Here is a 21,359-nt window from a genome sequence, read left to right on the forward strand (position 1 = left end):
GGGGAGTCCGGTGCAGATGAAGGATCGAGGGAGTCTCGAGCAATGAAACAGACAGATTTCGGCATCTTTATCGGACGCTTCCAGCCACTGCATATCGGACATGAGCATGTTATCCGGCAGGCGCTGACGCAGGTCGGGCGACTGATTGTCCTGGTCGGATCGGCGAATGTCGCGCGCGATCCGCGCAATCCTTTCACCTTCGACGAGCGCGCTGCGATGCTGCGCGCCGCTTTCCGGCACGAGATCGCGGAGGAACGGCTGATCGTCGAACCGCTCGACGACCATCTCTATTCGGATACAGCCTGGGTAACCGAGGTGCAGCGCCGCGTGAACCGCATCATCCTCGACGTCGGCAACGGGCATGGCTTCGGCAGCCACGGGCTTGCCGACTTCCGCGTCGCGCTGACCGGCTATGGCAAGGACGCCTCCTCCTATTATCTCCGCCTGTTTCCCGAATGGGACAATATCCAGATCGACAGCCAGTATGGCACCTTCAGCTCGACCGACGTGCGGCGGCGCTATTTCCAGCGCATCCCCGAAGTGCCCGCGTCGATCCTGACGGTGGACGTCGCGACATGGCTCGACGCATTCAAGCTGGGCGAGACGTTTCGCACCTTGCTCGAGGAAAGCGAATATCTCGCCGACTATCCGAAGCAATGGGGCAAGGGGCCGTTCGTCACCGCCGATGCGGTCGTCGTCCAGTCGGGCCACATCCTGCTCGTCGAGCGCGGGCGGCTTCCCGGCAAGGGCCTGCTCGCACTGCCCGGCGGTTTCGTCGACGCGGGCGAGCGGATCCGTGACGCCGCGATCCGCGAACTGCGCGAGGAGACGGGGATCAGCGACGGCAAGGGACAAATTCCCCCGGCGATGCTCGGCAGCTTCATCGAGGATCATCGCACGCGGGTGTTCGATGCGCCGAACCGCAGCCTGCGTGGCCGTGTCATCACCCATGCCTATCTGTTCCGGCTGCCCGAACGGCGCAAGCTGTTCGCAGTCAAAGGCGGCGACGATGCTGCGCATGCGCGCTGGTATCGCCTCGGCGACCTGAGTCCCGAGATGTTCTTCGAAGACCATTGGTCGATCATCGAAGAGATGGCCGACCTGTAATCCCGCGGCGGGGGAGTCCCGCCGAAACAAGCGAATGTGAGGAGTTCACATCATGAAAAACCTGATCCTGGCGACCGACAGCTACAAGCAGAGCCACTTCCTGCAATATCCGCCCGAGGCGCGCGTCATCAGCGCCTATGTCGAGGCGCGGCCGAACCCCTTTTCCGACGAGATCGTCTTCCTCGGGCTTCAGCCGTTGCTGGTCGATTATTTCAGCCAGCCGATCGTGGCCGCCGACATCGACGAGGCCGAGGCGATCTGCGTCGCGCACGGGGTGCCGTTCAACCGCGCGGGCTGGGAAGCGATCGTCACCGACCATGGAGGCTACCTGCCGCTCGAGATCAAGGCGCTTCCCGAAGGCATGATCGTCCCGTCCGGGGTGCCGATGGTCCAGCTCGAGAATAGCGATCCGCGCATGCCTTGGCTGACGACCTTCATCGAGACGGCGATGCTGCGCGCGATCTGGTATCCGACGACGGTCGCGACACTGAGCTGGAAATGCAAGCAGGTGATCCGCGCGGGGCTGGAAAAGACGTCCGACGACGTGGCGGGCCAATTACCCTTCAAGCTGCACGATTTCGGTGCGCGTGGCGTGTCCTCCGCGGAGAGCGCGGGGCTCGGCGGGCTTGCGCATCTCGTCAATTTTCAGGGCACCGACACGATGGAGGCGCTGGTCGCGGCGCGGCGTTACTATGGCGCCGACATGGCGGGCTTTTCCATTCCTGCCGCCGAGCACAGCACGATGACGAGCTGGGGCCGCGAGCGCGAGGAGGATGCCTATCGCAACATGCTCGACCGGTTCGAGGGCGAGGGACGGATCGTAGCGGTCGTCTCCGACAGCTATGACCTCGACGCCGCCGTCGCCGATATCTGGGGCGGCAGCTTGCGCGAGAAGGTGTTGGGCCGACAGGGCACGCTGGTCGTGCGTCCCGACAGCGGCGATCCGATCGAAACGCCGCTCCGCACGGTGAAGACGCTGTGGGAGAAGTTCGGCGGCAGCGTGAACAGCAAGGGCTATCGCGTGCTCGATCCGCATGTTCGCGTGATCCAGGGCGACGGGATGACGGTCGACAGCATCGGGAAGCTGGTGGCGCGCATGGTCGAGGAAGGCTTTGCGATCGACAATATCGCCTTCGGCATGGGCGGCGGGATGCTGCAGCACGTCAACCGCGACACGCTGTGCTTCGCGATGAAGGCGAATGCGATGCTGGGCAGCGATGGCGTCTGGCACGACGTGTTCAAGATGCCGAGCACCGACCCCGGCAAGGCGAGCAAGGCCGGACGTCAGGCGGTGGTGATGAAGGACGGCCGCATGGCGGCGGCGAGGCTCGACAGTGTCGCTGCGGATGCGGACCTGCTCGTGCCGGTGTGGCGGAACGGCGAACTGCTGATCCGGCACAACTTCGACACGGTGCGCGCGCGATCCGAAGGGAGGGGCTGAGCCATCGCAGGGGGCGGCCCGTCGCGGTGGCGCTGATCAGATCAGCGACTTCAACCGGTCGATCCCCGTTGCCTCCCGGACGATCCGGGCCGCGAGCGCGTTTCCGTTCGCGGCATTGGTGAAGACGACGATCGCGCGTCCGTTTCGGGCATCGCCGACGCCTAGCGTTTTGAAGATCCCGTAGTTGCTGCCGCTGTGCTGGAACAACAGTCCTTCCGGAGATTGTTCGAGTTCCCAGCCCAAGCCCCGCGAGATGTCGCGCCCGCGTATTTCGATCCGGGGGGTAAGCATCGCCTGCCGCGCCGCGTCGCTGATTTCCCAGGCGGCGCGCGCCGGCCGGTCCATCATGAGGGTCATGAACCGCGCATAGTCGGAAGCGGTCGTGAGGAGCCCGCCCGCCGAATTGACCAGCAGATCGTGGGTCGACGGGGTCGTGTCCGGATGCGCCTCGCGCATCGCCGCGATGGAATCCTCGTAGGTCCAGTCGGCGATCGGCTTGCGCCACCGTAGAGCGAACGGGAGCAGCCGGTTACCAAGCTCGCGCGTCGGCTGGGCGGGAAGTTTCGTCTCGCCTTCGGGCGGTTCGGAATGGCCGAAGACCGCCGACCTTGCGATCTCTTCGTCCCAGCCGAAGCTGCTATGCGACATTCCGGCAGGACCGAAGAGCTTGGCCTGCATCAGGCTGCCAAGGCCCATCCCCGTGATCGTCTCGACAACCAGCTGGAGCCAGATGAATGCTTCGCCCGAATAGGTGTAACCCGATCCCGGCGCCCTGCCCGTGACGAGGGGTTCCGACGCCCAGTTCGGCAGCCCGGTCGAATGTTCCAGCACGTGCCGGGCCGTAATCAGGTCGAGATTCGGATCATTCCCCGCATTCGGCGGCCGGCGATAGGAAACGAGCGGCTTGTCGAGGTCGAGGCGCTTCTCGTCGACCAGCCGCATCACGACATAGGCGAAGACCGGCTTGGTCATCGACGCGGCTTCGAACAAGGTCTCCTCGCGCACCGGGTCGTGGGAGAGAATGTTTTTTACACCGAAAGCTCTGTTCCAGACGAGCTTGCCGCGGTCGACAACCGCGATGGCAGCGCCGGGGACGCCTGCGATCCGCATGAGACGCGGAATGTCGCGGACGAGTTCCTCCGACGGGATCCATGCGGGGTTGCCATCGGGGCACCGGATTCCCGCAAAGGCGCGGGCAGATGCCGAACCGCCGGCAATCAGGATTGAGGACCCCGCCAGCAAGGCCCGTCGCCCCAGCATCGTTTCGGAAGTTCCCATATCTGTTCGCCTTTGATCCAAATCGATCGGCATCGACACCGCCGCAAATCTACGCAATTGTAATAATTACAGATTTACGAGGGTTTCTGAAAGATGGCCTTTCGAAGGCATTTGATATCCTTGATGCAATCCACCTGTAGAGAAAAATCCAACGGACCGTCCAGATTGTTCCGAAAATGCCGCCAGGCGTATGGTTGATAAGACCGTCAGGCCGCTGCTCGAACCGGCGGGCCCTTTCGAATATACTGTCGTTGTGTCTCGGGAGACTTCCCGGAGTTGCCTCATGCAATCCGCATAGGTTGACGACAATTCGAACGTCTAATTTGCGCCTGATTTCAGCCTTTCGGCCCGAGTCACTCGCCACTTAAAAGCGGTCGCTTGGATCTAGTGAGCGATGGCGACACGAGGCGATACCGAACCCCTTGCTCAATCAATCGCGCGTAACCGCCGATGGAACGGAATCTTCGCGCACCGCGCCTGCATTCATGATATACCCTCCATGTTCAGGGCGCCCTTGTCGTATTCGCGAGCGCGCCGTTTCTCCCCGGACCCGGCTTTCAAGCCCGTCAGCTCTCCGGTCTCCCCGAAAGGGGCCATGATGATCCGCACCACCCACCCCGACGTCGCGCTCAATCTGGCGCTTGCCGTCATTACCGCCTCCGACGCACCCGCCCTTCTGCTCGACCAGAATTTCACGATCATTGCGGCCAGCACGTCCTTCTGCCGCGCCTTCGCGCTCGACCGGCGGCAAGCGGTCGGGCGGACGCCGCTGGAACTGGGAGACGGCGAGTGGGACGTGCCGCAACTTCGGACGTTGCTCGGCGTCACCTTTCACGGCGACGCACAGATAGAATCCTATGAAATGGATCTCGATGGCCCGCACGCGTCCCGCCGGCTCGTGCTCCATGCGAAGATGCTCGACTATGGCGATCTCACCCGACCGCGTTTGCTGTTGACCATTTCGGACGTCACCGAAGCGCGGATCAGCGAAAAGCTGAAGGACGATCTGTTGCGGGAGAAGGCGATCCTGCTTCAAGAACTTCAGCATCGCGTCGCCAACAGTCTTCAGATCATCGCGAGCGTGCTCATGCAGAGCGCGAGGCGGGTGCAGTCGGAAGAGACGAGAAGCCATCTTCGCGATGCGCATAATCGCGTGATGTCGATTGCCACCGTCCAGCAACATCTGGCGGCGTCGCGGTTGGGCGAGGTCGAATTGCGTGCCTACTTCACGCAGCTTTGCCAGAGCCTCGGCGCCTCGATGATCCGCGACCCGGATCTTGTCTCGCTCAAGGTGAGCGCCGACGACAGCATGGTGAATGCCGACATCTCGGTCAGCCTCGGGTTAATCGTAACCGAACTCGTCATCAATGCGCTCAAGCATGCGTTCCCGGGCGAACGCGGTGGAACGATCCTGGTGGATTATCATGCGCTGGGCGAGGCATGGAAGCTGACGGTCCGTGACGACGGCATAGGTACACCGCGCAAGCTGGCTGCGGCCAAGCCCGGCCTCGGGACCAGTATTGTCGAAGCCCTGGCGAGACAGCTTCACGCGACCGTCGAAACGGTGGGCGCCAATCCCGGAACGAGGGTTTCGATCGCGCACGACGCGCCGGTCGGTGCCGGCTGAAGCGGGCACGGCCGGTTGACAAGATGTCTTGCCAACTTCCGCCATGATCGGGACGAAAAGCTGCCGCCCCCGCATTGAGCGGAAGCGGCAGATCCCCTTTTGATGGGCGTTCGTTTTACTGCGGGCTGAGCCGCAGGCGAAGATTCAGGCGATCGATCCGCGACTGAAGCGCGGCTTCGTTGCGCGCTGACAGCCGGTCCATCCGGTCATGATGCATGGCCCGCTCGCTGGCGCGAATGGATCGCAGCTCGCGGCTGGCACTCATGGCCGTCCGGTTGTCGATCGTGCGCTCCGATCGGGCGGTGCGGACATATTGGTCGAGGTTGGCGAGCTGCGAGAGGATAGCGGGGCGGTTCGCTCCATCGTCGCTGCCCATGCCCTCGCGTCCGGTGGGAATCCAGCGCCCGCGGGCGTCGTAATAGCCCGTCGTCGCTCCGGCGTTCCATCGGCCATTCCGATCATAATAGCCCGGATGCGGATCGGCGACCCAATGTCCGTTCGCGTCGCGGCGTCCGCCCGCCGCGCCGGCAATCCACCGGCCGTTCGTGTCATAATGGCCGACGGTCACGCCTGCCACCCAGCGGCCGCGCTGATCATAGTGACCGCTTGCCGCTCCGGATATCCAGCGGTCGTTGTCATCATAATAACCGGCCGAAGAGGCAGGTATCCAGCGATTCTGGCCGTCATAACTGCCGCTCGCCGTTCCGTCCTCGCGCTGGGGAATCCAGTTGCGCCGCTCGTCATAATAGCCGTTCGGTGTTCCGGTGACCCACTTGTTGTCGCGGTCATAATAGCCGGTAGCCCGGCCGCGAGCGGTCGATGTCGTGTGCCAGGCGCCTGCGGTGTCGTAATAGCCATAGGCGTCGTCGCGGCGAGTTGGCGGGTTTGAAACAGTGTTTCCGATCCAACGCCCGCGATCGTCATACCGACCACTTGCCGAACCCGGAACCCAGAGGTCGTCGCGATCGTAGTAACCGTTTGCCGATGCGGGCACCCATTCGCCGCCCGGTCGATAGTCGCCTTCTCCGCGACTGGACGCCGCGTAAGTGACCCAGCGGCCATCGCTGCCATATCGACCGTTGGGGGGACCATCGACCCATATCCCGTCACGATCATAGTAGCCGCGGGCATCGGAGGAGTTCACGCCGGTGGCGTGCCAGCGATTTTCATTGTCGTAATAGCCAAAGGCATCGCGGCAATCGCGCGTCGGTTTGGCGATCTGGTTGGCGAGAACGGCTCCTGCGGCGGCGCCGATCACGGTTCCGACCGTCTTGTCGCCACGACCGGCGGCGACATTGCCGAGCACGCCGCCGGCTGCGGCACCTCCGATGGTGGCGACGACACGCGTAGAGCGCTGTTCTTCGCAGGTCGCCTGCGACTGCGTTCGTGCGCCGGCGATGGACGGAACAAGGGCGATGGCGGCGATATTCGCCGCGAGAATAAACCTGTACATTTGGGAGACTCCTGGAGCTGGCAAGATGCCGCTCTCTATTGATGAACACCCCGCAGTTTACATTGTTCCTCTATATTTCCATTTTATGAAATAATATTTTCAAGATTCGATACATTTCTTCCTATCGTGATAAATTGTATCGGTAATATTTATTATTTTAATCGGGATTTTATCAACGGACTTAGGACGACTGGAAAATTTGATGAGACGCGCGCGAAATGCGCCCTCGCTGCCTGGGCCGCTACGCGAAGCTCGGACAGCAATGACGGACTGGAGTGGATGCGCCGCTGGCCTTGGACACCAAGCAGCCTGCCGGGGGTGATCAGTGGCGCCCTGCGGCCCATATCGCCGTCAGTTGGCGAATGACCCGTGTGCGATGTTGATAGGTGCTGTACCGTTTGCCGACGCGCCCGTTGGCGAAGTCGTCGGCGAGTTTACGGGTCAGGCTCTCTATCTCCGCTCTCTGCATTTCGGATTCGGTGACCGCCGGTTCGGGAACTGCGGCGCTCGGGTTTCGGATGGGCGCGAACTCGGGGAAGTGGCCGCCTTCATTTTCCCAACTCTCGACTGTGGATCGCCTGTCCGCTTCGTGCCGCGAAGGCAGCGTTATCACGCGAGGCGCGGCCGCGGCCCGCCTGCCTTTCAAAACTTCTGATATATTCGGCATTATCCGGCTCCGTCGTAGAGCGGGAGTATGGAGGTATCTCTCAGTCGCACCGGCGCTCAAGGCATGGGATGCAATATCCCCCATCTGGGGATGATGCATGTCCAATGCTAGAGCAGAGCGATCATATTCGTCGACGGCCCGGATGGAGCTTTGGGGAACTTCGTGTCTAGTTTGCTGACGTGCGATCCAAGCTGCTGCGTGCTTTGGTCCGTCGCCGTTGTAGGATCGACCTTCTGCCATCGCTGGTGGCGCGGCCGTCTTCTGTATGGCGGCCCTTTCCGGAAGGATCGTTATTGCCCCATGATACCTGTCTCTCTCCATGCTCGTAATGAGACAGGTCCTCGCCTTCATCGGCGGGCTTATCGCGAGCAGGCTGAAACTGTGCTGCCGCTCGACCGGACGGAATCGCCTAATTCGCGACCCGGCATGATAAACAGGAACAATGCCCTATCCCGCGCGTCTTCTCCATGCCCACTACCGGGCATTTGAAGAGAGGAGAATGGTCATGGTCAACCCCGACCAGAACCAGACCGGCAACCAGCCGGGCCGCAAACCGGAAGGCGAGCGCCAGCCCCAGCAGGAAGATGGCAATCGCCGTCAGCCCGGCCAGCCGGACCGCGACAAGCGGCCTCAGCAGGGCGGAGAAGCGGCAAAGCCGGGCAAGCAGAGCAGCTAGCCTCCGGCTAACCGATCGTTCCCAAGCCGGGCCGCGTGTCGATACGTGGTCCGGTTTCGTTTTGCTCACTGTTTCGGGCATCTATGCGCCCGAAATCAGACATTCGGTGCCCCGTCTAAATCGCTACTAGCTTGGAGAACATTTCGCATCAAGCAAGTGCAAGTCTGCAATGGGCCTCGAATCGGACGTTCGGTTTCACGCGCAAACCATTGAAAGTCGTGCTTGTATTTGACGACTCCAACGTCTGCTAGCGGCCAACCTCCGTTAGTGCCTCTTCGCCATTTCGCGCGCGAGCGATAAGAATGCGGAGAGACCGGCCGAAGGGTGACGCCTCCCGGGATAATAGAGGCAAAGCCCGGGGAAGGGCGGTGTCCAGTCTTCGAGCAGGCGGACAAGCGCTCCTTCTTCGATATCTATGATGACGTCCTGTTCGAAAAAGAAGCCGATGCCCCGGTTCGCTCGGACCGCGGCGCGTGATAGCGGAAGATCGTCAAAGGTCATGAGGCCGTTCACCTCGACCTGCGCCGTGTCGGCACCCTTCTGGAAATGCCAGCGGTAGAGCGAGCCGTCGGGCAAGCGGATACGGATGCAGCTGTGAGCGAGCAAGTCGGTCGGCACCAGCGGGCGCGACCGCTCAGCCAGATAGGTGGGCGAGGCGACTACGGCGAAGCGCTGGGGCTCGCCGAGCGACAGCGCGATCATGTCGGAAGGGACAAGGGAAGCAACGCGAACACCCAGATCGAAGCCCTCCGCTACGATATCGCGAAGCTGCCCTTCGGTCACCAGATCGACATGCATGTCCGGGTAGCGACGGGAATATTCCAGGAGAAGTTCGGCGAAGGCCGGCGATCGCGCGCCGAAAGGCGGTGCATTGATACGCAGCGTGCCCGTCGGCGTCGCGCGGCGCTCCCGGACGATCTCGATGGCTTCGCGCACATCCTGAAGAGAAGGGCCGATGCGATCGACGAAGACCCGTCCGGCGTCGGTCAACGCTACGCTCCGCGTTGTCCGGTTGAAAAGGCGCACGCCCAGCTCGGCTTCGATCCGCGCGACCACGTGACTGAGCGCGGTCGTCGACATCCCGAGATCGATGGCCGCCCGCCTGAAGGAAGCGCGCCGCGCGACAGCCAGCACAGCGTCGAAATCTCGCAGCGCCAATCGCGACATTATCCCGATTCCTTCATTTCCTCATCCACGATTGGCCCACTTCTTAGAATAGTGGCCGATCCCTAATATCGAGGCAAGCCAAACCGAAGGAGACACGTCATGCAGACCAATGATCACGCCGATCAGCGCAATGATGCCGACGCGCTTGTCGCCGCGTTACCCAAACCGATAGCCGATTATATCGAGGCCAATGCACGGCTCGATGTGGGCGGCATGCTGAAGCCTTTCGCGGCCGATGCCGTCCTCTTCGATGTCGGGCGCCGACATCAGGGCCATGACGAACTCAGGACGTTGTTCGAAGACGAGGTCGTGGCCGTGAAGGCGATCTTCACGCCCGAAGCCGTCCGTCACGAGCAAGCCAAGGTCGTGGTCGAAGGCCTCGCCCATGGCGAATTCAAGGGCAGCCCCATCCGCTTCACCTATGGTTTCACGCTCGAAGACGGCGCCATCAAGACACTGGAGATCACGCTATGAGCGTCCAGGCAGATCCCACCGAATTTGCGGGCAAGCGTGTGGTCGTGAGTGGCGGCACCAAGGGGCTCGGCCGCGCCACCGTTGATCGCTTTCTCGCAGGTGGCGCGCGGGTAATGACCGCTGCGCGCGGAACGCCTGAGTCCATTGGCGGTGTCGAGTTCGTCCGTGCGGACCTAACGACGGCCGAGGGGGGCGAATTGCTGGCCGCAGCGGCGCTCGCGCAGATGGGCGGCGTCGATATCCTCGCCCATGTGATCGGCGGCTCGTCCGCACCGGGAGGGGGCTTTGCTGCCCTGACCGACGATCACTGGCTTGCCGAACTGAATCTGAATCTCATGGCGACGGTGCGCCTTGATCGTCTCCTCGTCCCGCAGATGATCGAGCGGGGCGCCGGCGCGGTCGTGCATGTTACGTCCATCCAGGCGGTCCTGCCTCTTCCAGAATCGACCACCGCATACGCCGCCGCCAAGGCTGCGCTCAGGACCTACAGCAAGTCGATCTCGAAGGAGCTCGGGCCGAAGGGCGTGCGGGTCAACAGCGTTTCTCCCGGCTGGATAATGACAGAGGCGTCCGTTCACCTTCTGGAACGGCTGCAGGCCGCCAACGGCGGCACGGTCGAGGAGGCACGGCAAGTCGTCCTCGAGGGTCTGGGCGGGATACCGATCGGGCGCGCTGCGCAGCCACATGAGGTTGCCGATCTCATCGCCTATCTAGCGTCGGATCGCGCTGCGGCGATCCACGGGGCCGAGTTCGTCATCGATGGCGGCACCGTTCGAGCGGTATGACAACATGGCTCTTACGTTCGCAATCCTTGGTGGGACGTCAGGAAGCCGCGAGCTTCGGTCATCGGTACGTCATCTGGTTTACACCGAGAGGGTTGGTTATCGAATGTCCGGTAACCCAATAAGACGCCCAAGAGCTGTCTGACCGCTATCGGCCGCTTTCAGTTGAACACGTTGCCTGCGCCTCAGCCATGATAGAGGCGGACAGCGCGGGTCCCGGCGACGGCATCGGGCGGAGTAAAAACCCTGACCGCACCAGGCAGTACTTTGAAATGAGCAGGCGTTGCAGTCGCTATTTCGCCGTCGGTGTTGATCGGCATCGGGCGCCGTGTTTCAATGTCGAATTCCACGCAGCGCGCGGTCCGTACTTCTTTCCAGGCCCCGTGAGTGCCGGTCCGAAAGGCTCGCGCCATCAGGGCTGATTTCCAGATGTTTCGCATTTCCAGGCTGTAGAGGTCCAGCGTGCCGTCATCGATAGCAGCCGTTTCTTCAATAATGTTTCCCCCGCCGTACAGGCGGCCATTCCCGATCGCGATCTGGTACGTTCTGACTGTTGTGCGGCTTCCCTTCTCCACAATCGTCGCGCGAAAGCGCCGCGCGCCCGCCAGGATGCGAAGCGCAGCAACGGCATAGCCGAGCCGCCCGAAACGCTTCTTGATTTCCGGATCGAGCTTCTGCGCCAACTCGCTGCTAAGCCCGATGCTCGCCACATTGAAGAAAGCGTGGCCATTGACCATGCCGACGTCGATATGCCGTATGTGGCCGGCAACGATGACGTCGGCGGCCGCTGCGAAGTCGAGAGGGATGGAAAGCGTCCGTGCGAGATCATTGGCCGTACCGGCCGGAATGATACCGAGCGGTAGTCCGCTCTCTATAATCGCCGGCGCAGACGACGAGATCGATCCATCCCCGCCGCAAACCACGACCGCATCGGCGGCCTGGTGAAGGCGCGTGATGTCGCGGGCAATCTCGGGAAGATTTTCGAACGGCTCGACGGTCACGACCAGGCCGCCGGCCTCGAGACGGGTGCGCACAGGCTCCAACGCGCCTTCGCCTTGCCGCGCCTTCGCATTGTGAAGAAGCAGCACGCGTCTGCCGAAATTGGATGGCATGGAAACTACCTGCAGGGAGGAAAATTAGCGCGCCGCTTTCGATAGACTCGATCAGCATTCAAATCCAGACGGCCTGAAAACGGCCAGCTCACGCATCCCAATTGTTACGCTGCCAACCTATCCGCTTCTGGAGCATGACTGACCGCGGCCTCCGGCTCGCGGCTGGAAAAGCAGAATTTCTCTTGCAGGTATACGCGCACATCTTCGTGCCACGGACCTACCGCTGCGACCGCAACGAGAATCTCGACCTGGTAGAAGCCAAGGATGGCGGACCACGCCCGCATCGCCTCGATACTGCTGCGGTTGATCAGGCCATTGTCAGGAAGAATCGGTCCGTGCATCGTGGATCATCCCATTGGCGCTGCGAGGGATTTGCGCCTTTGCTCTGGATAAACGCCAGCGTACGGCCGAGTGTTCCCGCACAAGATGGCTAGGACGCACTGCCGGCGTTCCCAGCTAGTGCCGTTTCGCAGGCAACAGCTAGGGTTTGGCACCACTGCGCCACGCTCGTCGGGCTGGTGAGAAGATCCTGCCGAACTTCGATTTCGGCGTAGGGAAGGCTACGCGGATATGCGTGATGCGGCACGCTATAGTCAGTGGCATCCATGCGATATGGCTCATTGTCGCCCACGACGAGCGAGGGGCGGGCGCCAAGCGCTGCGAGCAGTGCCTTTGCGAAGCGCGTGTTGCCAGCTTCGTGGAGGATGCCGACGTGCCAGGGTCGCGCTTGGCCCGCTAGCGTCGGGGTAAAACTGTGGAGGGCGAGGAATATGGTGGGCCGCGCTGCGGCGGCGCGGTTCGCCAATTCGACCGCGATCCGGTCATGATAGGGGGCATGGATCGCCGCAACCCGGGCAGCCAGCTCATCGGCCGTGAGCATGGCATTCCCGGGAACCGGGCTTCCGTCCGCGTTCGCGCGCGCGGCTTCAACATGTACGGGGTCGCGATTACAGTCGATGACGAGGCGCGAATAACCCTGGTAGATGAAGGGCGCGTCCAGTGCCTTGGCTAAGGCCATCCCTAGGTCGCGCACGCCAATGTCCCATGCGATGTGCCGCGCGCGATCGGCTTCGGTGAGGCCGAGCGTCCCGAGGACGCGCGGAATGGCATTGCCGGCATGATCGCCGGCGATGAGGAACGGAGACCGTCCGTCAGCGTTGAACAACTGAGCGGGCGCAGGTTCGTCCTTCCCGAGGAGGGGATTTCCAGAGAGCGTCATCACGAAAGCCTTCCATGCCCCTGCTCACGATCCGCCACACGACCGAATATACGTATCGGCAGCCGGTCGCCTTCGGTGAGCACCGGATCATGATGCGGCCGCGCGAGAGTTTCGACCAGCGACTTGTAAGAGCCGAGCTTCATATCTCACCTGATCCCTGCGAGCTGCGATGGTTGCACGACGTGCTGGGCAACTCGGTCGCCATCGCGCTTTTCGACCGGCGCGCCAAGGCGCTGCGGGTGGTGAGCGAAATGACCCTCGACCATGCCCCGCTCGAGCACGAGCAGATCGATATCGAGGATTATGCCCGGCAGTTCCCCTTCACCTATGCCTCGGAAGACATGCCCGACCTGCTGCGCTCGATCGAACGCCAATATCTCGATGTCGGACGCGTGATCGATCAATGGGCCAATGCATTCCTGCGTCAGGATGGGCCGACCGATACGCTCGCGCTGCTCACGGATATGGCCACGGCGATCAAGCGCAGTTTCACCTATGTCCCGCGGCACGAAAAGGGCACGCAATCTCCGATCGAGACGCTGACCTTGCGGCAGGGTACTTGCCGTGATTTCGCTGTGCTGATGATCGAGGCGGTTCGCGCGCTTGGTCTGGCAGCAAGGTTCGTGTCGGGATATGTCTATAATCCCTCTCGCAGCGAGGGCCGCGTTGGCGGCGGCAATACCCACGCCTGGGTCCGCGTCTTCCTTCCGGGGTCGGGCTGGATCGAGTTCGATCCTACAAACGGGATCGTCGGCAGCCGCGGCTTGGTCCGCGTGGCTGTGGCGCGCGATCCCTATCAGGCCGTCCCGCTATCGGGGAGCTGGAGCGGCTTTCCTGCAAGCTACATCGGCATGGACGTCACCGTCGAGGTGAAGCTGGGCACAGAAGCCGACGGCGATCCTGTCATTCATTCAGGTGGAGCAACCAACAGCCGGATCGCCGGCCAATCAAGGAACTCGGAAACGTGTTGATTAGGGCTGGATATGAAATATGCTTCGAGACCGCGCGTCCGACCCCGATGATGGCGATGCTCAGCATCCATCCGTCGCGGCAAAAGGACCTGCAGACCCCGCAACAGATTGAGACCTCGCCCGTCATTCCAATCTATAATTACGAGGACGGTTTCGGGAATATCTGCACGCGGCTTACCGTGCCGACGGGGGGCGTCACCCTATCGGCCGATTTCGTCATCGAGGATAGCGGTCTCGAAGATGTCCGCGCGCCAGACGTGCCGCCGACCCCGGTCGAGCAGCTTCCTGACGATGTCCTCGTCTACCTTCTCGGCAGCCGGTACTGCGAGACCGATCGGCTGATGGGGGTCGCGTGGGGCGAATTCGCCCATATCGCCTCGGCGAGAGACCGCGTCGATGCGATCGTGGCGTTCGTCCACAATCATATCAAGTTCGGTTACGAGCATGCGCGGCCGGACAAGACGGCGTGGAACGCCTATCAGGAGAAGCAGGGCGTTTGCCGCGACTTTGCCCATCTCGCGATCACCCTGTGCCGCTGCATGAATATTCCGGCGCGCTACTGTACCGGTTATCTCGGCGATATCGGGATCCCGCCGGTCGACGCGCCAATGGATTTCTCGGCGTGGTTCGACGTCTACATCGACGGCGACTGGTACACGCACGACGCACGCCACAACCGCCCGCGTATCGGCCGCATTTTGATGGCGCGGGGCCGCGACGCGACTGATACAGCGCTGACCACGGCGTTCGGACCCGCACAGGTGGTGTCCTTTCTGGTTCACACAGACGAGGTCTCCGCAATCGACATAGGCCGATAGCGGGCAGGCACGCATCCGATCTCTTCGATGTCGGCTCGCCGCGTCCGTTGCACGGCCGATCAGCATCGCATTTGGCGTGCTGTCGTACATTCCGGCACGGGAAGGCATTGTGGTTCGCGAGGAGTCTTTCATGCCCAAAGCATTCGCCCCGATCACCGCGCTGTGCCTTGCAAGCGCGTTAGCGCTCGCTACGCCCGCCGCGCAGGCGCAGGACGCAGCGCCTGCAACTTCGCTTGTGGTCGGTGCCAAGGTCTATGACCAGAATGGCGAAGAAGTCGGCCAGATCGCGAAAGTGTCCGGAGACAGGGTCGCGGTGTCGATCGACGGCAATGGGCTGGTGGTCCCGAAGAATGCCTTTGTGAAAAGCTCCAAGGGCCCGGCGCTGAAGGCTCCAAAGGCGAAGATCGTCGCGGTCCTGAGGCAGGCCGAGGCCGATGCGGCGGCGGTCGACGGAGCGTTGAAGCCGGGAGCCGAGGTGCGGAGCGCCGACGGTGCCGCGGTGCTCGGCAGGGTCATGGCGATGGCGCCTCAGGGCGCAGTGCTAACGACCAGCGAGGGCAATATCACTATGCCGCGGGCCGCATTTTTCCTGTCGGCGCGAGGGCTGGCGATGAAGGTAGATGAAAAACAGTTCCTTGCAGGCGTCAGGGCGGCGCGGGCGCAGAAGAAGGGCGGTTAGAGATAGGGACTCCCTGTAATCGAGAGCGACATCGAGGAGACCCAAGTTATGGCGATCAAGCGGATGGACAATATAGGAATTGTCGTCGAGGACCTCGACGCGACGGTCGATTTCTTTCTCGAACTCGGCCTCGATCTCGAGGGGCGAGCTACGATCGAAGGCGAATGGGCGGGCCGTGTCACGGGCCTTGGCGACCAGCATGTCGAAGTTGCTATGATGCGCACACCGGACGGCCATAGCAGGCTCGAGCTCTCACGTTTCCTGAGACCTTCCGTCGTTGCGGACCACCGAAACGCCCCGGTAAACGCGCTGGGCTATCTCCGCGCCATGTTCGCCGTAGACCACATCGATGACACTCTGGAACGGGTCCGCGCGCGCGGCGCAGAACTCGTAGGTGAAGTCGTCAACTATCAGGACGTATACCGGCTCTGCTACATCCGTGGACCCGAAGGGATTCTCGTCGGGCTTGCCCAGGAACTTAGTTGAGCGTTTGTCGGCTACTTCGGCCTTTTGATGCACAAACGCCCATGTGCTAGCGTTAGGAAAACACATCGGAGTCGCAGCGATGGGAAGCAATGCCGACCATGATCTTTGGGGTCAGGTGCTCGCACTTGAAACCCAATATGGCGATCGCGCGCTTGCGGTCATTACGGATAGGATTCAAGCGCTTCGAATCTCTGGAGAGCCTCGGGAAGCCGAATTCTGGTCGCAAGTTGCCGAATGCCTCAACGATCTCCATTCAATTCGTTACTTTGGCGGACGAAATCCGGCCAACCCGCCGGCGCCCGCATCTTCTGGTCCGGCCACGAGAGGGAACGCGCCGGCGTAATCCTGACCTCTATCTCACGATCCGACTAGCCAGTCCCACGCGGCAGCAACGCTCCAGTGATTGCGCAAATCCTGACCGAGGAGCCGGAATTGTTCGTCAATTCGGTAGCGTTAGAACTACGTCGGCTTTTCGCATTTCGCCCCCGAGAGCGGACAGTCTGCGAACGGCCACAGCCGGCGATCATCTCGCGCCCTTGCTAAATGATACATCGCTGTACGATGAGCAGCATCAGCGTAGAAAGGCAGGGCTCTGTCAGAATGGCACCCCTTCGCTTTCTGGCTCACCGACGGACAATCCGACGGGCAATATGCCGTGCACGATGACATGAAGCGAACAGCAAGCCCGCCGTGTTTGGCGGGCTCTCGCTCTGCCTCCAACTTTGCGAACCTCTTTCAGCTGCTGCTGAAACTTCAGGGTAAGCGCGAAGATTAGGGGGAGAGAATGGTCGGTGGGAAAATCGCGGCGGCCATTTTATGAGGCGTTAGGCGGCGCGGATCGTTGGAGCGCTTTGCATCCATGGGGCCAGGCGCTGCCTTCGCACCTCGTGCGCTGGCGTGCGCTCGGATATGACCGCATAGCGATTGCCATCTACGAGCACTTCGGGGACGAGCGCCCGGCAATTGTAGGTGGATGCCATTGAAGCTCCGTAGGCGCCGGCCGAACGGAAGAGAGTGAGGTCGCCTTCGCCGACCCGGTCGATTGTCCGGGCTTTGGCGAACGTGTCGCCGGTCTCGCAGATGGGGCCGACGATATTGGCAACGAATGTCTCGCCCTTCGGGCGCACTGCAACGAACTCATGCCATGCATCGTACAGAGCGGGGCGAGCGAGGTCGTTCATTGCCGCATCGACGACGACGAACGGACGCTCCTGCCCAGGCTTAAGCCACAAGACACGCGTGAGCAGAATACCGGCCTGCGCTGCGATGAAGCGTCCCGGCTCGAACAGCAATGCCACATCCCAGTCGCGGGTGATAGCTGCGACCATCGCGCCGTAAGCTTCGACATCGGCGTCCAGATGATCCGGCCGGTAGGCCACCCCGAGGCCGCCGCCCAGGTCGACATTATAGACGCGATGCCCCTTTTCTCGCAGCGCTCGGATGAGATCGCCGATCTTGCGATAAGCCGTCTCGAGCGGCGCGAGGTCGGTGATCTGGCTGCCGATATGGACCGCCAGGCCGTGAAGGTCGAGGCCGGGAAGAGTGGTGAGCCGGTCATACATCGCCGGCGCTTCGCTGATAGGGATGCCGAACTTGCTATCGCAGCGGCCGGTCGTGATCTTGGCGTGAGTGCTCGCATCGACATCGGGGTTGATGCGTAACAGGGCAGGTGCGCGTTTGCCGCGCTGCGCTGCCAAGGCCGACAGCAATTGCCCTTCACGCTCAAGTTCGAGGTTGAAGCGGCCGATGCCGGCATCCAGCCCGGCGATCAGTTCGGGCGCCGTCTTGCCAACGCCTGAAAAGACGATGTGGTTGGCGGTCATCCCGGCGGCAAGTGCACATTCGAGTTCGCCGCCTGAGACAATGTCGGCGCCATAATTCTGATCGGCGAGGATGCGGAGCACGGCGAGTGACGGGTTGGCCTTCACCGCGAACATCAGCTGCTTGCGCGGCACCTTGCCGAGCGCGGCGCGAAACCGCTGCGCCGAGCGCCTGAGCGCATCGGTCGAATAGACATAGGCGGGCGTGCCGACGTGTGCGGCGATCGTTTCCAGCGAGACCGCCTCGGCGTGCATCTCGCCGCCGCGCAAGTGGAACGAGGTCATCGATTATATCCTTTGACGAAAGATCAGCGATTACGGCGCCGGGCCTGCCGCGCGGTTCGTATTGCGCCGGGCAGTTCGCGGTGGCGGCTTCGCTCGACGCGCAGCGCGAGTCCGACCTTTTTGCCGCAGATCAGGAGAAGGAGGCCGCCGGCAGCCACCAGCACGCCGAGGAGGCCGACGAGGTCGGCGCTTCCCGCGGCCGCCGTCGCGGCGCGGGTCGCGAGCGCCCCGGAGGCGATCAGCGCCGCGCCCGCCACGCGCCAGACGAGGTCGCGCTGGGTCATCTCTTTTCTCCCCGGTGCTTAGTCGGCCGGTCCCAAAAAACCGTCTCGCCGGCCGCATGAGCGAGCTTGGCGAGTTCGCGTTCGTCGTCCTTGCACGCCGGGCAGAGCAGCAAGTCGGCGGGGAACTCGGTTTCCTCGCGCATTGCGCGGTTCAGGTCGGCCTTCTCGAAGATCAGGCCGATAGCCGGGTCGGCCTGGCGCGCGGCAGCCTGCCGCGCGTCGGCAATTAGCCGCGGATCGCTGTCGATCCCTCGTCCCTCGATCGCGACGAAGCCGAGCTCGCGGGCGCGGCGGACGGCGTGAATAAGCAGTTCGCCCGCGCCGCAGTCGGCATCGACGATGCGGATGCTGTGCCGGCCACGCTTGCGCAGTCCTTTGAGCTTGCGAAGCATGGCGGGCCAGCGGCGGTCCTTCTCGGCGGGGTTGCGCGCGCCTTGCATGGCGACCGCCTGAACGGCCGCAGCGGGGGACATCCATAGGATGCCGGCGGGGGTCGTGGTGGAATAGCGCATGATCATCCCCCTCATGCCGCGTGTGCGATCGCTGCCTCTTCCGCGCGCAGGGGAGCCAAAGAAACAGTGGGAATCAGCGGATGCACGGCGGCGATAGCCTGTGCCCCCGGAACGCCGCGGCATTCGGCGCGGGCGAAAGCCCAGGCGGCGCCTTGGGAAATGAAACGGCCTTCGAGCTGTCCTTTACAGCCCTGGACCAGCCAGTGACCGGCCAGGTCGCGGCCGACAAATATCGTCAGACCCGATGGGTCGGGCTCCGCGGAAATCGCAGAAATCATGATGAGATGCTCCTTGGCGACTCAGATCAGGACCCGGAAATCGGGACCCGATTCCGGCAATCTATTGATACGCGCATAGGGATTCGAGATCGAGATCTGGCCTTAGCCATTGTATTTTCTTTATTTCCCGGGCGCGCCATCGGGCGAACCCAAGGCGTGCCGAGACGCGCCAAGTCCGAGCTTGGCTTCGCTGGGCGAAATGGCATTGGCCTTTCTTCTGCGGATGCAAAGAACGCGATCGAAGCCATTCGGAGCATGTGCAAGGATTACGTTTACGCACCGCCGGACTTCAAGATTTCGTGCGAGCATGCATTTTAAGGACGCGTGAGACGGGAAATCCCAGGAAGCGCGGCGGCGATTGAACGATTCAATTTTAGGTCCGAAAGTCCGGAATCGGGTCTTACACTTTTCTGAACGAACGACGTGCTTCGGTTGCTTTACGTCGTCCGGGAGAGATCCTGGCGAATGTCGGCTTTCTCCTATCCACTCCCGAAAGCCGCCGATCTTAAACCGGCCATTGTCACCCGTTCCGCGCCAACTGCGTCGACGCGCACACGCGGCTGAATCGCCAATCCCGCTCATTTTGACTGCGATCAATGACAGCGGTGTGGTCCAAATCCATTCTGGCGTGGTTACTGACGGAGAAATGACATGCGTAATGTACTGGTTCATGCCGACGACGGCCCCGCCCTGACGGCGCGGATGGAAAGTGCACTCGCGATCGGGCGGCGGCACGGATCCCACCTGAGCTTTCTGATCAGCTCGCCTTTTCAGCAATTTGTCGCGACAGATCCGTTTGGCGGCATGTATGTCGCGGTCGATCAACTGGCGAAGGCACAGCTTGCCGATCAGGAACTGGAGCAGCGACTGACCGCCGAACTGACGCGCGAAGATGTGCCGTGGGACGTGACGATTGCCGACGGCGATGCCTTGTCGGCGCTTTCGCTGGTGGCAACCCTGACCGATCTCGTGATCGTCCCGCTTGCCGGTACCGAGCGGCGACGGAGCTTTACGCCGCCGATGATGGCAGGTGACCTTGCGATGACGGTGCCGGTACCGGTGCTGGCAATACCCGAAGGCAGCGCGCCGATCGATCTCGACGCCCCAGCGATGATTGCGTGGAATGGCAGCCCGCAGGCGGCGCACGCTTTGCGCGCCGCCGTGCCGCTGATGCGCGATGCGCAGCAGGTCGTGATGGTGACCGTCGGCGCGGAAGAAGGGCGGATCGCGGCCGAGAATGCGCTGATCTATCTGTCGCGCCACGGCATTAAAGCCGAATTGCGGACCGAAGACCGCGGCCGCGATACCGTCGAAGAGACGCTGGAACGCATGGCCAAAGCCCTCGCGCCGGGGCTGATCGTGATGGGCGCGTTCGGCCGACCGCGCCTGCGCGAAACATTGTTCGGCGGCGTCACGCGCTATCTGCTTGAGGCAGCGCCCGCGCCATTGCTGCTCGCGCACTAGGGTTTTGATCCGCTGCGCTTTTCAAACCGGCCGCCATCTTGTAGGGCGGCCGGGTGAGTGATTGTGCGAACTGCGTTGTAAGAAATCGCGCGATTTGCGCGAGCCTGAACCCCGCGGAATTGACCGCGCTGGGCAAGATGGGACGCAGGCAAAAGGTACGGCAGGGGCAGACGCTTCTCTGGGAAGGCGATGGCGCACCGGTTGTCGCCAATGTCCTCGAAGGCGTGCTGAAGCTGGTGGTGTCGACGGCCGACGGACGCGAGCAGATCGTGGGCGTCGTCTTTCCGTCCGATTTCATCGGCCGACCGTTCGGCAAGGAAAGCCCTTATAGCGTGACGGCGATGACCGATGCCGAGGTCTGCATCTTCAATCGCAACAGTTTTGACGACTTCGCGGGCAATCATCCCGATCTGCAGCAGAAACTGCTTCGTCGCACCCTCGACGAACTCGATCGGGCGCGGCACTGGATGATGCTGCTCGGCCGCAAGACCGCTTCCGAGAAGGTCGCGTCCTTCCTGCTCGAAATGTCCGAGCGATTGTCGGAGCAAGGGTGCGGGGAGGGCGGCACGCGGGCGGAGTTCGAACTGCCGTTCGGGCGCCAGCAGATCGCCGACATATTGGGCCTGACGATCGAGACGACGAGCCGGCAGCTCACAAAAATGCGCGCCGACGGCCTGCTCGACCTGCCCTCGCGCCGCGAGATCGTGATCAAGGATCGCGCGGCGATGGAGGACATGGCGGGCTGAAGGCCGCCGGCGC

General features: G+C 62.4%; 23 protein-coding genes. 13 read left to right on the forward strand and 10 right to left on the reverse strand.

Features of this window, described 5'->3' with window-relative positions; all coding sequences use genetic code 11:
- Positions 1-42: 42 nt before the first annotated feature.
- Together ACQY80_RS13900 and ACQY80_RS13905 are read left to right on the forward strand one after the other, a co-directional pair.
- A complete protein-coding gene (locus ACQY80_RS13900) occupies positions 43-1,107 on the forward strand; it encodes a bifunctional nicotinamide-nucleotide adenylyltransferase/Nudix hydroxylase (RefSeq protein WP_428680793.1) in 1,065 nt (354 codons plus the stop codon).
- 52 nt (positions 1,108-1,159) lie between these two features.
- Positions 1,160-2,548 (forward strand): nicotinate phosphoribosyltransferase, encoded by a 1,389-nt coding sequence (locus ACQY80_RS13905; RefSeq protein ID WP_428680796.1) that lies wholly within the window; start codon positions 1,160-1,162, stop codon positions 2,546-2,548.
- Positions 2,549-2,584: 36 nt separating this feature from the next.
- Here the strand turns inward: ACQY80_RS13905 and ACQY80_RS13910 are convergent, their stop codons facing one another.
- Positions 2,585-3,826 (reverse strand): serine hydrolase domain-containing protein, encoded by a 1,242-nt coding sequence (locus ACQY80_RS13910; RefSeq protein WP_428680799.1) that lies wholly within the window; start codon positions 3,824-3,826, stop codon positions 2,585-2,587.
- Between the two features lie 499 nt (positions 3,827-4,325).
- Between ACQY80_RS13910 and ACQY80_RS13915 the strand changes: the two genes are divergently transcribed.
- The gene (locus ACQY80_RS13915; protein ID WP_428680802.1) at positions 4,326-5,453 is read left to right on the forward strand and encodes a sensor histidine kinase; all 1,128 of its coding nucleotides are present in this window, start codon (positions 4,326-4,328) and stop codon (positions 5,451-5,453) included.
- A 115-nt stretch (positions 5,454-5,568) separates the two neighbouring features.
- Here ACQY80_RS13915 and ACQY80_RS13920 read toward each other — a convergent pair whose 3' ends face one another.
- A complete protein-coding gene (locus ACQY80_RS13920) occupies positions 5,569-6,906 on the reverse strand; it encodes a glycine zipper 2TM domain-containing protein (protein WP_428680805.1) in 1,338 nt (445 codons plus the stop codon).
- A gap of 1,166 nt (positions 6,907-8,072) precedes the next feature.
- On the opposite strand from ACQY80_RS13920, the gene ACQY80_RS13925 reads away from it, so the two are divergent.
- On the forward strand, positions 8,073-8,249 hold the full coding sequence (locus tag ACQY80_RS13925; protein WP_428680808.1) for a hypothetical protein: 177 nt from the start codon (positions 8,073-8,075) through the stop codon (positions 8,247-8,249).
- Positions 8,250-8,513: 264 nt separating this feature from the next.
- Here ACQY80_RS13925 and ACQY80_RS13930 read toward each other — a convergent pair whose 3' ends face one another.
- The gene (locus ACQY80_RS13930; protein WP_428680811.1) at positions 8,514-9,383 is read right to left on the reverse strand and encodes a LysR substrate-binding domain-containing protein; all 870 of its coding nucleotides are present in this window, start codon (positions 9,381-9,383) and stop codon (positions 8,514-8,516) included.
- 132 nt (positions 9,384-9,515) lie between these two features.
- Here ACQY80_RS13930 and ACQY80_RS13935 point away from each other — a divergent pair, with 132 nt between their 5' ends.
- Positions 9,516-9,890 carry a nuclear transport factor 2 family protein gene (locus tag ACQY80_RS13935; protein ID WP_428680814.1) on the forward strand — a complete coding sequence of 125 codons (375 nt, stop codon included), beginning with the start codon at positions 9,516-9,518 and terminating at the stop codon, positions 9,888-9,890.
- Positions 9,887-10,675 (forward strand): SDR family oxidoreductase, encoded by a 789-nt coding sequence (locus ACQY80_RS13940; protein WP_428680817.1) that lies wholly within the window; start codon positions 9,887-9,889, stop codon positions 10,673-10,675. Before ACQY80_RS13935 ends, ACQY80_RS13940 begins: the two co-directional genes overlap by 4 nt.
- 182 nt (positions 10,676-10,857) lie before the next feature.
- Here ACQY80_RS13940 and ACQY80_RS13945 read toward each other — a convergent pair whose 3' ends face one another.
- The 3 genes from ACQY80_RS13945 to ACQY80_RS13955 all read right to left on the reverse strand — a co-directional run bounded on the left by ACQY80_RS13945 (position 10,858) and on the right by ACQY80_RS13955 (position 13,003).
- Entirely contained in the window at positions 10,858-11,784 is a 927-nt protein-coding gene (locus ACQY80_RS13945; RefSeq protein WP_428680820.1) for a lipid kinase, read from the reverse strand.
- A 104-nt stretch (positions 11,785-11,888) separates the two neighbouring features.
- The gene (locus ACQY80_RS13950; protein WP_428680823.1) at positions 11,889-12,125 is read right to left on the reverse strand and encodes a hypothetical protein; all 237 of its coding nucleotides are present in this window, start codon (positions 12,123-12,125) and stop codon (positions 11,889-11,891) included.
- Positions 12,126-12,214: 89 nt separating this feature from the next.
- The gene (locus ACQY80_RS13955; RefSeq protein WP_428685874.1) at positions 12,215-13,003 is read right to left on the reverse strand and encodes an N-formylglutamate amidohydrolase; all 789 of its coding nucleotides are present in this window, start codon (positions 13,001-13,003) and stop codon (positions 12,215-12,217) included.
- 14 nt (positions 13,004-13,017) lie between these two features.
- Here ACQY80_RS13955 and ACQY80_RS13960 point away from each other — a divergent pair, with 14 nt between their 5' ends.
- The 5 genes from ACQY80_RS13960 to ACQY80_RS13980 all read left to right on the forward strand — a co-directional run bounded on the left by ACQY80_RS13960 (position 13,018) and on the right by ACQY80_RS13980 (position 16,300).
- The gene (locus ACQY80_RS13960) at positions 13,018-13,974 is read left to right on the forward strand and encodes a transglutaminase family protein (protein WP_428680826.1); all 957 of its coding nucleotides are present in this window, start codon (positions 13,018-13,020) and stop codon (positions 13,972-13,974) included.
- Positions 13,968-14,792, forward strand: coding sequence for a transglutaminase-like domain-containing protein (locus ACQY80_RS13965; protein WP_428680829.1), 825 nt, complete (start codon positions 13,968-13,970; stop codon positions 14,790-14,792). Before ACQY80_RS13960 ends, ACQY80_RS13965 begins: the two co-directional genes overlap by 7 nt.
- Before the next feature lie 130 nt (positions 14,793-14,922).
- The gene (locus ACQY80_RS13970) at positions 14,923-15,471 is read left to right on the forward strand and encodes a hypothetical protein (RefSeq protein ID WP_428680832.1); all 549 of its coding nucleotides are present in this window, start codon (positions 14,923-14,925) and stop codon (positions 15,469-15,471) included.
- A 48-nt stretch (positions 15,472-15,519) separates the two neighbouring features.
- Positions 15,520-15,957: a VOC family protein gene (locus ACQY80_RS13975; RefSeq protein WP_428680835.1), complete on the forward strand. Its 438-nt coding sequence runs from the start codon at positions 15,520-15,522 to the stop codon at positions 15,955-15,957.
- A 79-nt stretch (positions 15,958-16,036) separates the two neighbouring features.
- Entirely contained in the window at positions 16,037-16,300 is a 264-nt protein-coding gene (locus ACQY80_RS13980; RefSeq protein WP_428680838.1) for a DUF6961 family protein, read from the forward strand.
- 481 nt (positions 16,301-16,781) lie between these two features.
- Here the strand turns inward: ACQY80_RS13980 and lysA are convergent, their stop codons facing one another.
- The 4 genes from lysA to ACQY80_RS14000 are packed head-to-tail and all read right to left on the reverse strand — an operon-like array spanning position 16,782 to position 19,136.
- A complete protein-coding gene (gene lysA, locus ACQY80_RS13985) occupies positions 16,782-18,062 on the reverse strand; it encodes a diaminopimelate decarboxylase (RefSeq protein ID WP_428680841.1) in 1,281 nt (426 codons plus the stop codon).
- A gap of 23 nt (positions 18,063-18,085) precedes the next feature.
- Positions 18,086-18,346 (reverse strand): hypothetical protein, encoded by a 261-nt coding sequence (locus ACQY80_RS13990; RefSeq protein ID WP_428680844.1) that lies wholly within the window; start codon positions 18,344-18,346, stop codon positions 18,086-18,088.
- On the reverse strand, positions 18,343-18,858 hold the full coding sequence (locus ACQY80_RS13995) for an SAM-dependent methyltransferase (RefSeq protein WP_428680847.1): 516 nt from the start codon (positions 18,856-18,858) through the stop codon (positions 18,343-18,345). Before ACQY80_RS13995 ends, ACQY80_RS13990 begins: the two co-directional genes overlap by 4 nt.
- Before the next feature lie 11 nt (positions 18,859-18,869).
- Entirely contained in the window at positions 18,870-19,136 is a 267-nt protein-coding gene (locus ACQY80_RS14000) for a hypothetical protein (RefSeq protein ID WP_428680850.1), read from the reverse strand.
- 651 nt (positions 19,137-19,787) lie between these two features.
- Here ACQY80_RS14000 and ACQY80_RS14005 point away from each other — a divergent pair.
- Positions 19,788-20,600 (forward strand): universal stress protein, encoded by an 813-nt coding sequence (locus tag ACQY80_RS14005; RefSeq protein WP_428680852.1) that lies wholly within the window; start codon positions 19,788-19,790, stop codon positions 20,598-20,600.
- 53 nt (positions 20,601-20,653) lie between these two features.
- Positions 20,654-21,346, forward strand: coding sequence for a Crp/Fnr family transcriptional regulator (locus ACQY80_RS14010; protein WP_428680854.1), 693 nt, complete (start codon positions 20,654-20,656; stop codon positions 21,344-21,346).
- Positions 21,347-21,359 lie beyond the last annotated feature (13 nt).

The organism is Sphingopyxis sp., from assembly GCF_965279755.1.
In the GTDB taxonomy this organism is placed as follows: domain Bacteria; phylum Pseudomonadota; class Alphaproteobacteria; order Sphingomonadales; family Sphingomonadaceae; genus Sphingopyxis.

Excerpts from the sequence above, each read along its gene's own strand:
- ACQY80_RS13900 (WP_428680793.1), top strand. The coding sequence starts at position 43 with ATGAAACAGACAGATTTCGGCATCTTTATCGGACGCTTCCAGCCACTG.
- ACQY80_RS13905 (WP_428680796.1), top strand. The coding sequence starts at position 1,160 with ATGAAAAACCTGATCCTGGCGACCGACAGCTACAAGCAGAGCCACTTC.
- ACQY80_RS13910 (WP_428680799.1), bottom strand. The coding sequence starts at position 3,826 with ATGGGAACTTCCGAAACGATGCTGGGGCGACGGGCCTTGCTGGCGGGG.
- ACQY80_RS13915 (WP_428680802.1), top strand. The coding sequence starts at position 4,326 with ATGTTCAGGGCGCCCTTGTCGTATTCGCGAGCGCGCCGTTTCTCCCCG.
- ACQY80_RS13920 (WP_428680805.1), bottom strand. The coding sequence starts at position 6,906 with ATGTACAGGTTTATTCTCGCGGCGAATATCGCCGCCATCGCCCTTGTT.
- ACQY80_RS13925 (WP_428680808.1), top strand. The coding sequence starts at position 8,073 with ATGGTCATGGTCAACCCCGACCAGAACCAGACCGGCAACCAGCCGGGC.
- ACQY80_RS13935 (WP_428680814.1), top strand. The coding sequence starts at position 9,516 with ATGCAGACCAATGATCACGCCGATCAGCGCAATGATGCCGACGCGCTT.
- ACQY80_RS13940 (WP_428680817.1), top strand. The coding sequence starts at position 9,887 with ATGAGCGTCCAGGCAGATCCCACCGAATTTGCGGGCAAGCGTGTGGTC.
- ACQY80_RS13945 (WP_428680820.1), bottom strand. The coding sequence starts at position 11,784 with ATGCCATCCAATTTCGGCAGACGCGTGCTGCTTCTTCACAATGCGAAG.
- ACQY80_RS13950 (WP_428680823.1), bottom strand. The coding sequence starts at position 12,125 with ATGCACGGACCGATTCTTCCTGACAATGGCCTGATCAACCGCAGCAGT.
- ACQY80_RS13955 (WP_428685874.1), bottom strand. The coding sequence starts at position 13,003 with ATGACGCTCTCTGGAAATCCCCTCCTCGGGAAGGACGAACCTGCGCCC.
- ACQY80_RS13960 (WP_428680826.1), top strand. The coding sequence starts at position 13,018 with ATGCCCCTGCTCACGATCCGCCACACGACCGAATATACGTATCGGCAG.
- ACQY80_RS13970 (WP_428680832.1), top strand. The coding sequence starts at position 14,923 with ATGCCCAAAGCATTCGCCCCGATCACCGCGCTGTGCCTTGCAAGCGCG.
- ACQY80_RS13975 (WP_428680835.1), top strand. The coding sequence starts at position 15,520 with ATGGCGATCAAGCGGATGGACAATATAGGAATTGTCGTCGAGGACCTC.
- ACQY80_RS13980 (WP_428680838.1), top strand. The coding sequence starts at position 16,037 with ATGGGAAGCAATGCCGACCATGATCTTTGGGGTCAGGTGCTCGCACTT.
- lysA (WP_428680841.1), bottom strand. The coding sequence starts at position 18,062 with ATGACCTCGTTCCACTTGCGCGGCGGCGAGATGCACGCCGAGGCGGTC.
- ACQY80_RS13990 (WP_428680844.1), bottom strand. The coding sequence starts at position 18,346 with ATGACCCAGCGCGACCTCGTCTGGCGCGTGGCGGGCGCGGCGCTGATC.
- ACQY80_RS13995 (WP_428680847.1), bottom strand. The coding sequence starts at position 18,858 with ATGCGCTATTCCACCACGACCCCCGCCGGCATCCTATGGATGTCCCCC.
- ACQY80_RS14000 (WP_428680850.1), bottom strand. The coding sequence starts at position 19,136 with ATGATTTCTGCGATTTCCGCGGAGCCCGACCCATCGGGTCTGACGATA.
- ACQY80_RS14005 (WP_428680852.1), top strand. The coding sequence starts at position 19,788 with ATGCGTAATGTACTGGTTCATGCCGACGACGGCCCCGCCCTGACGGCG.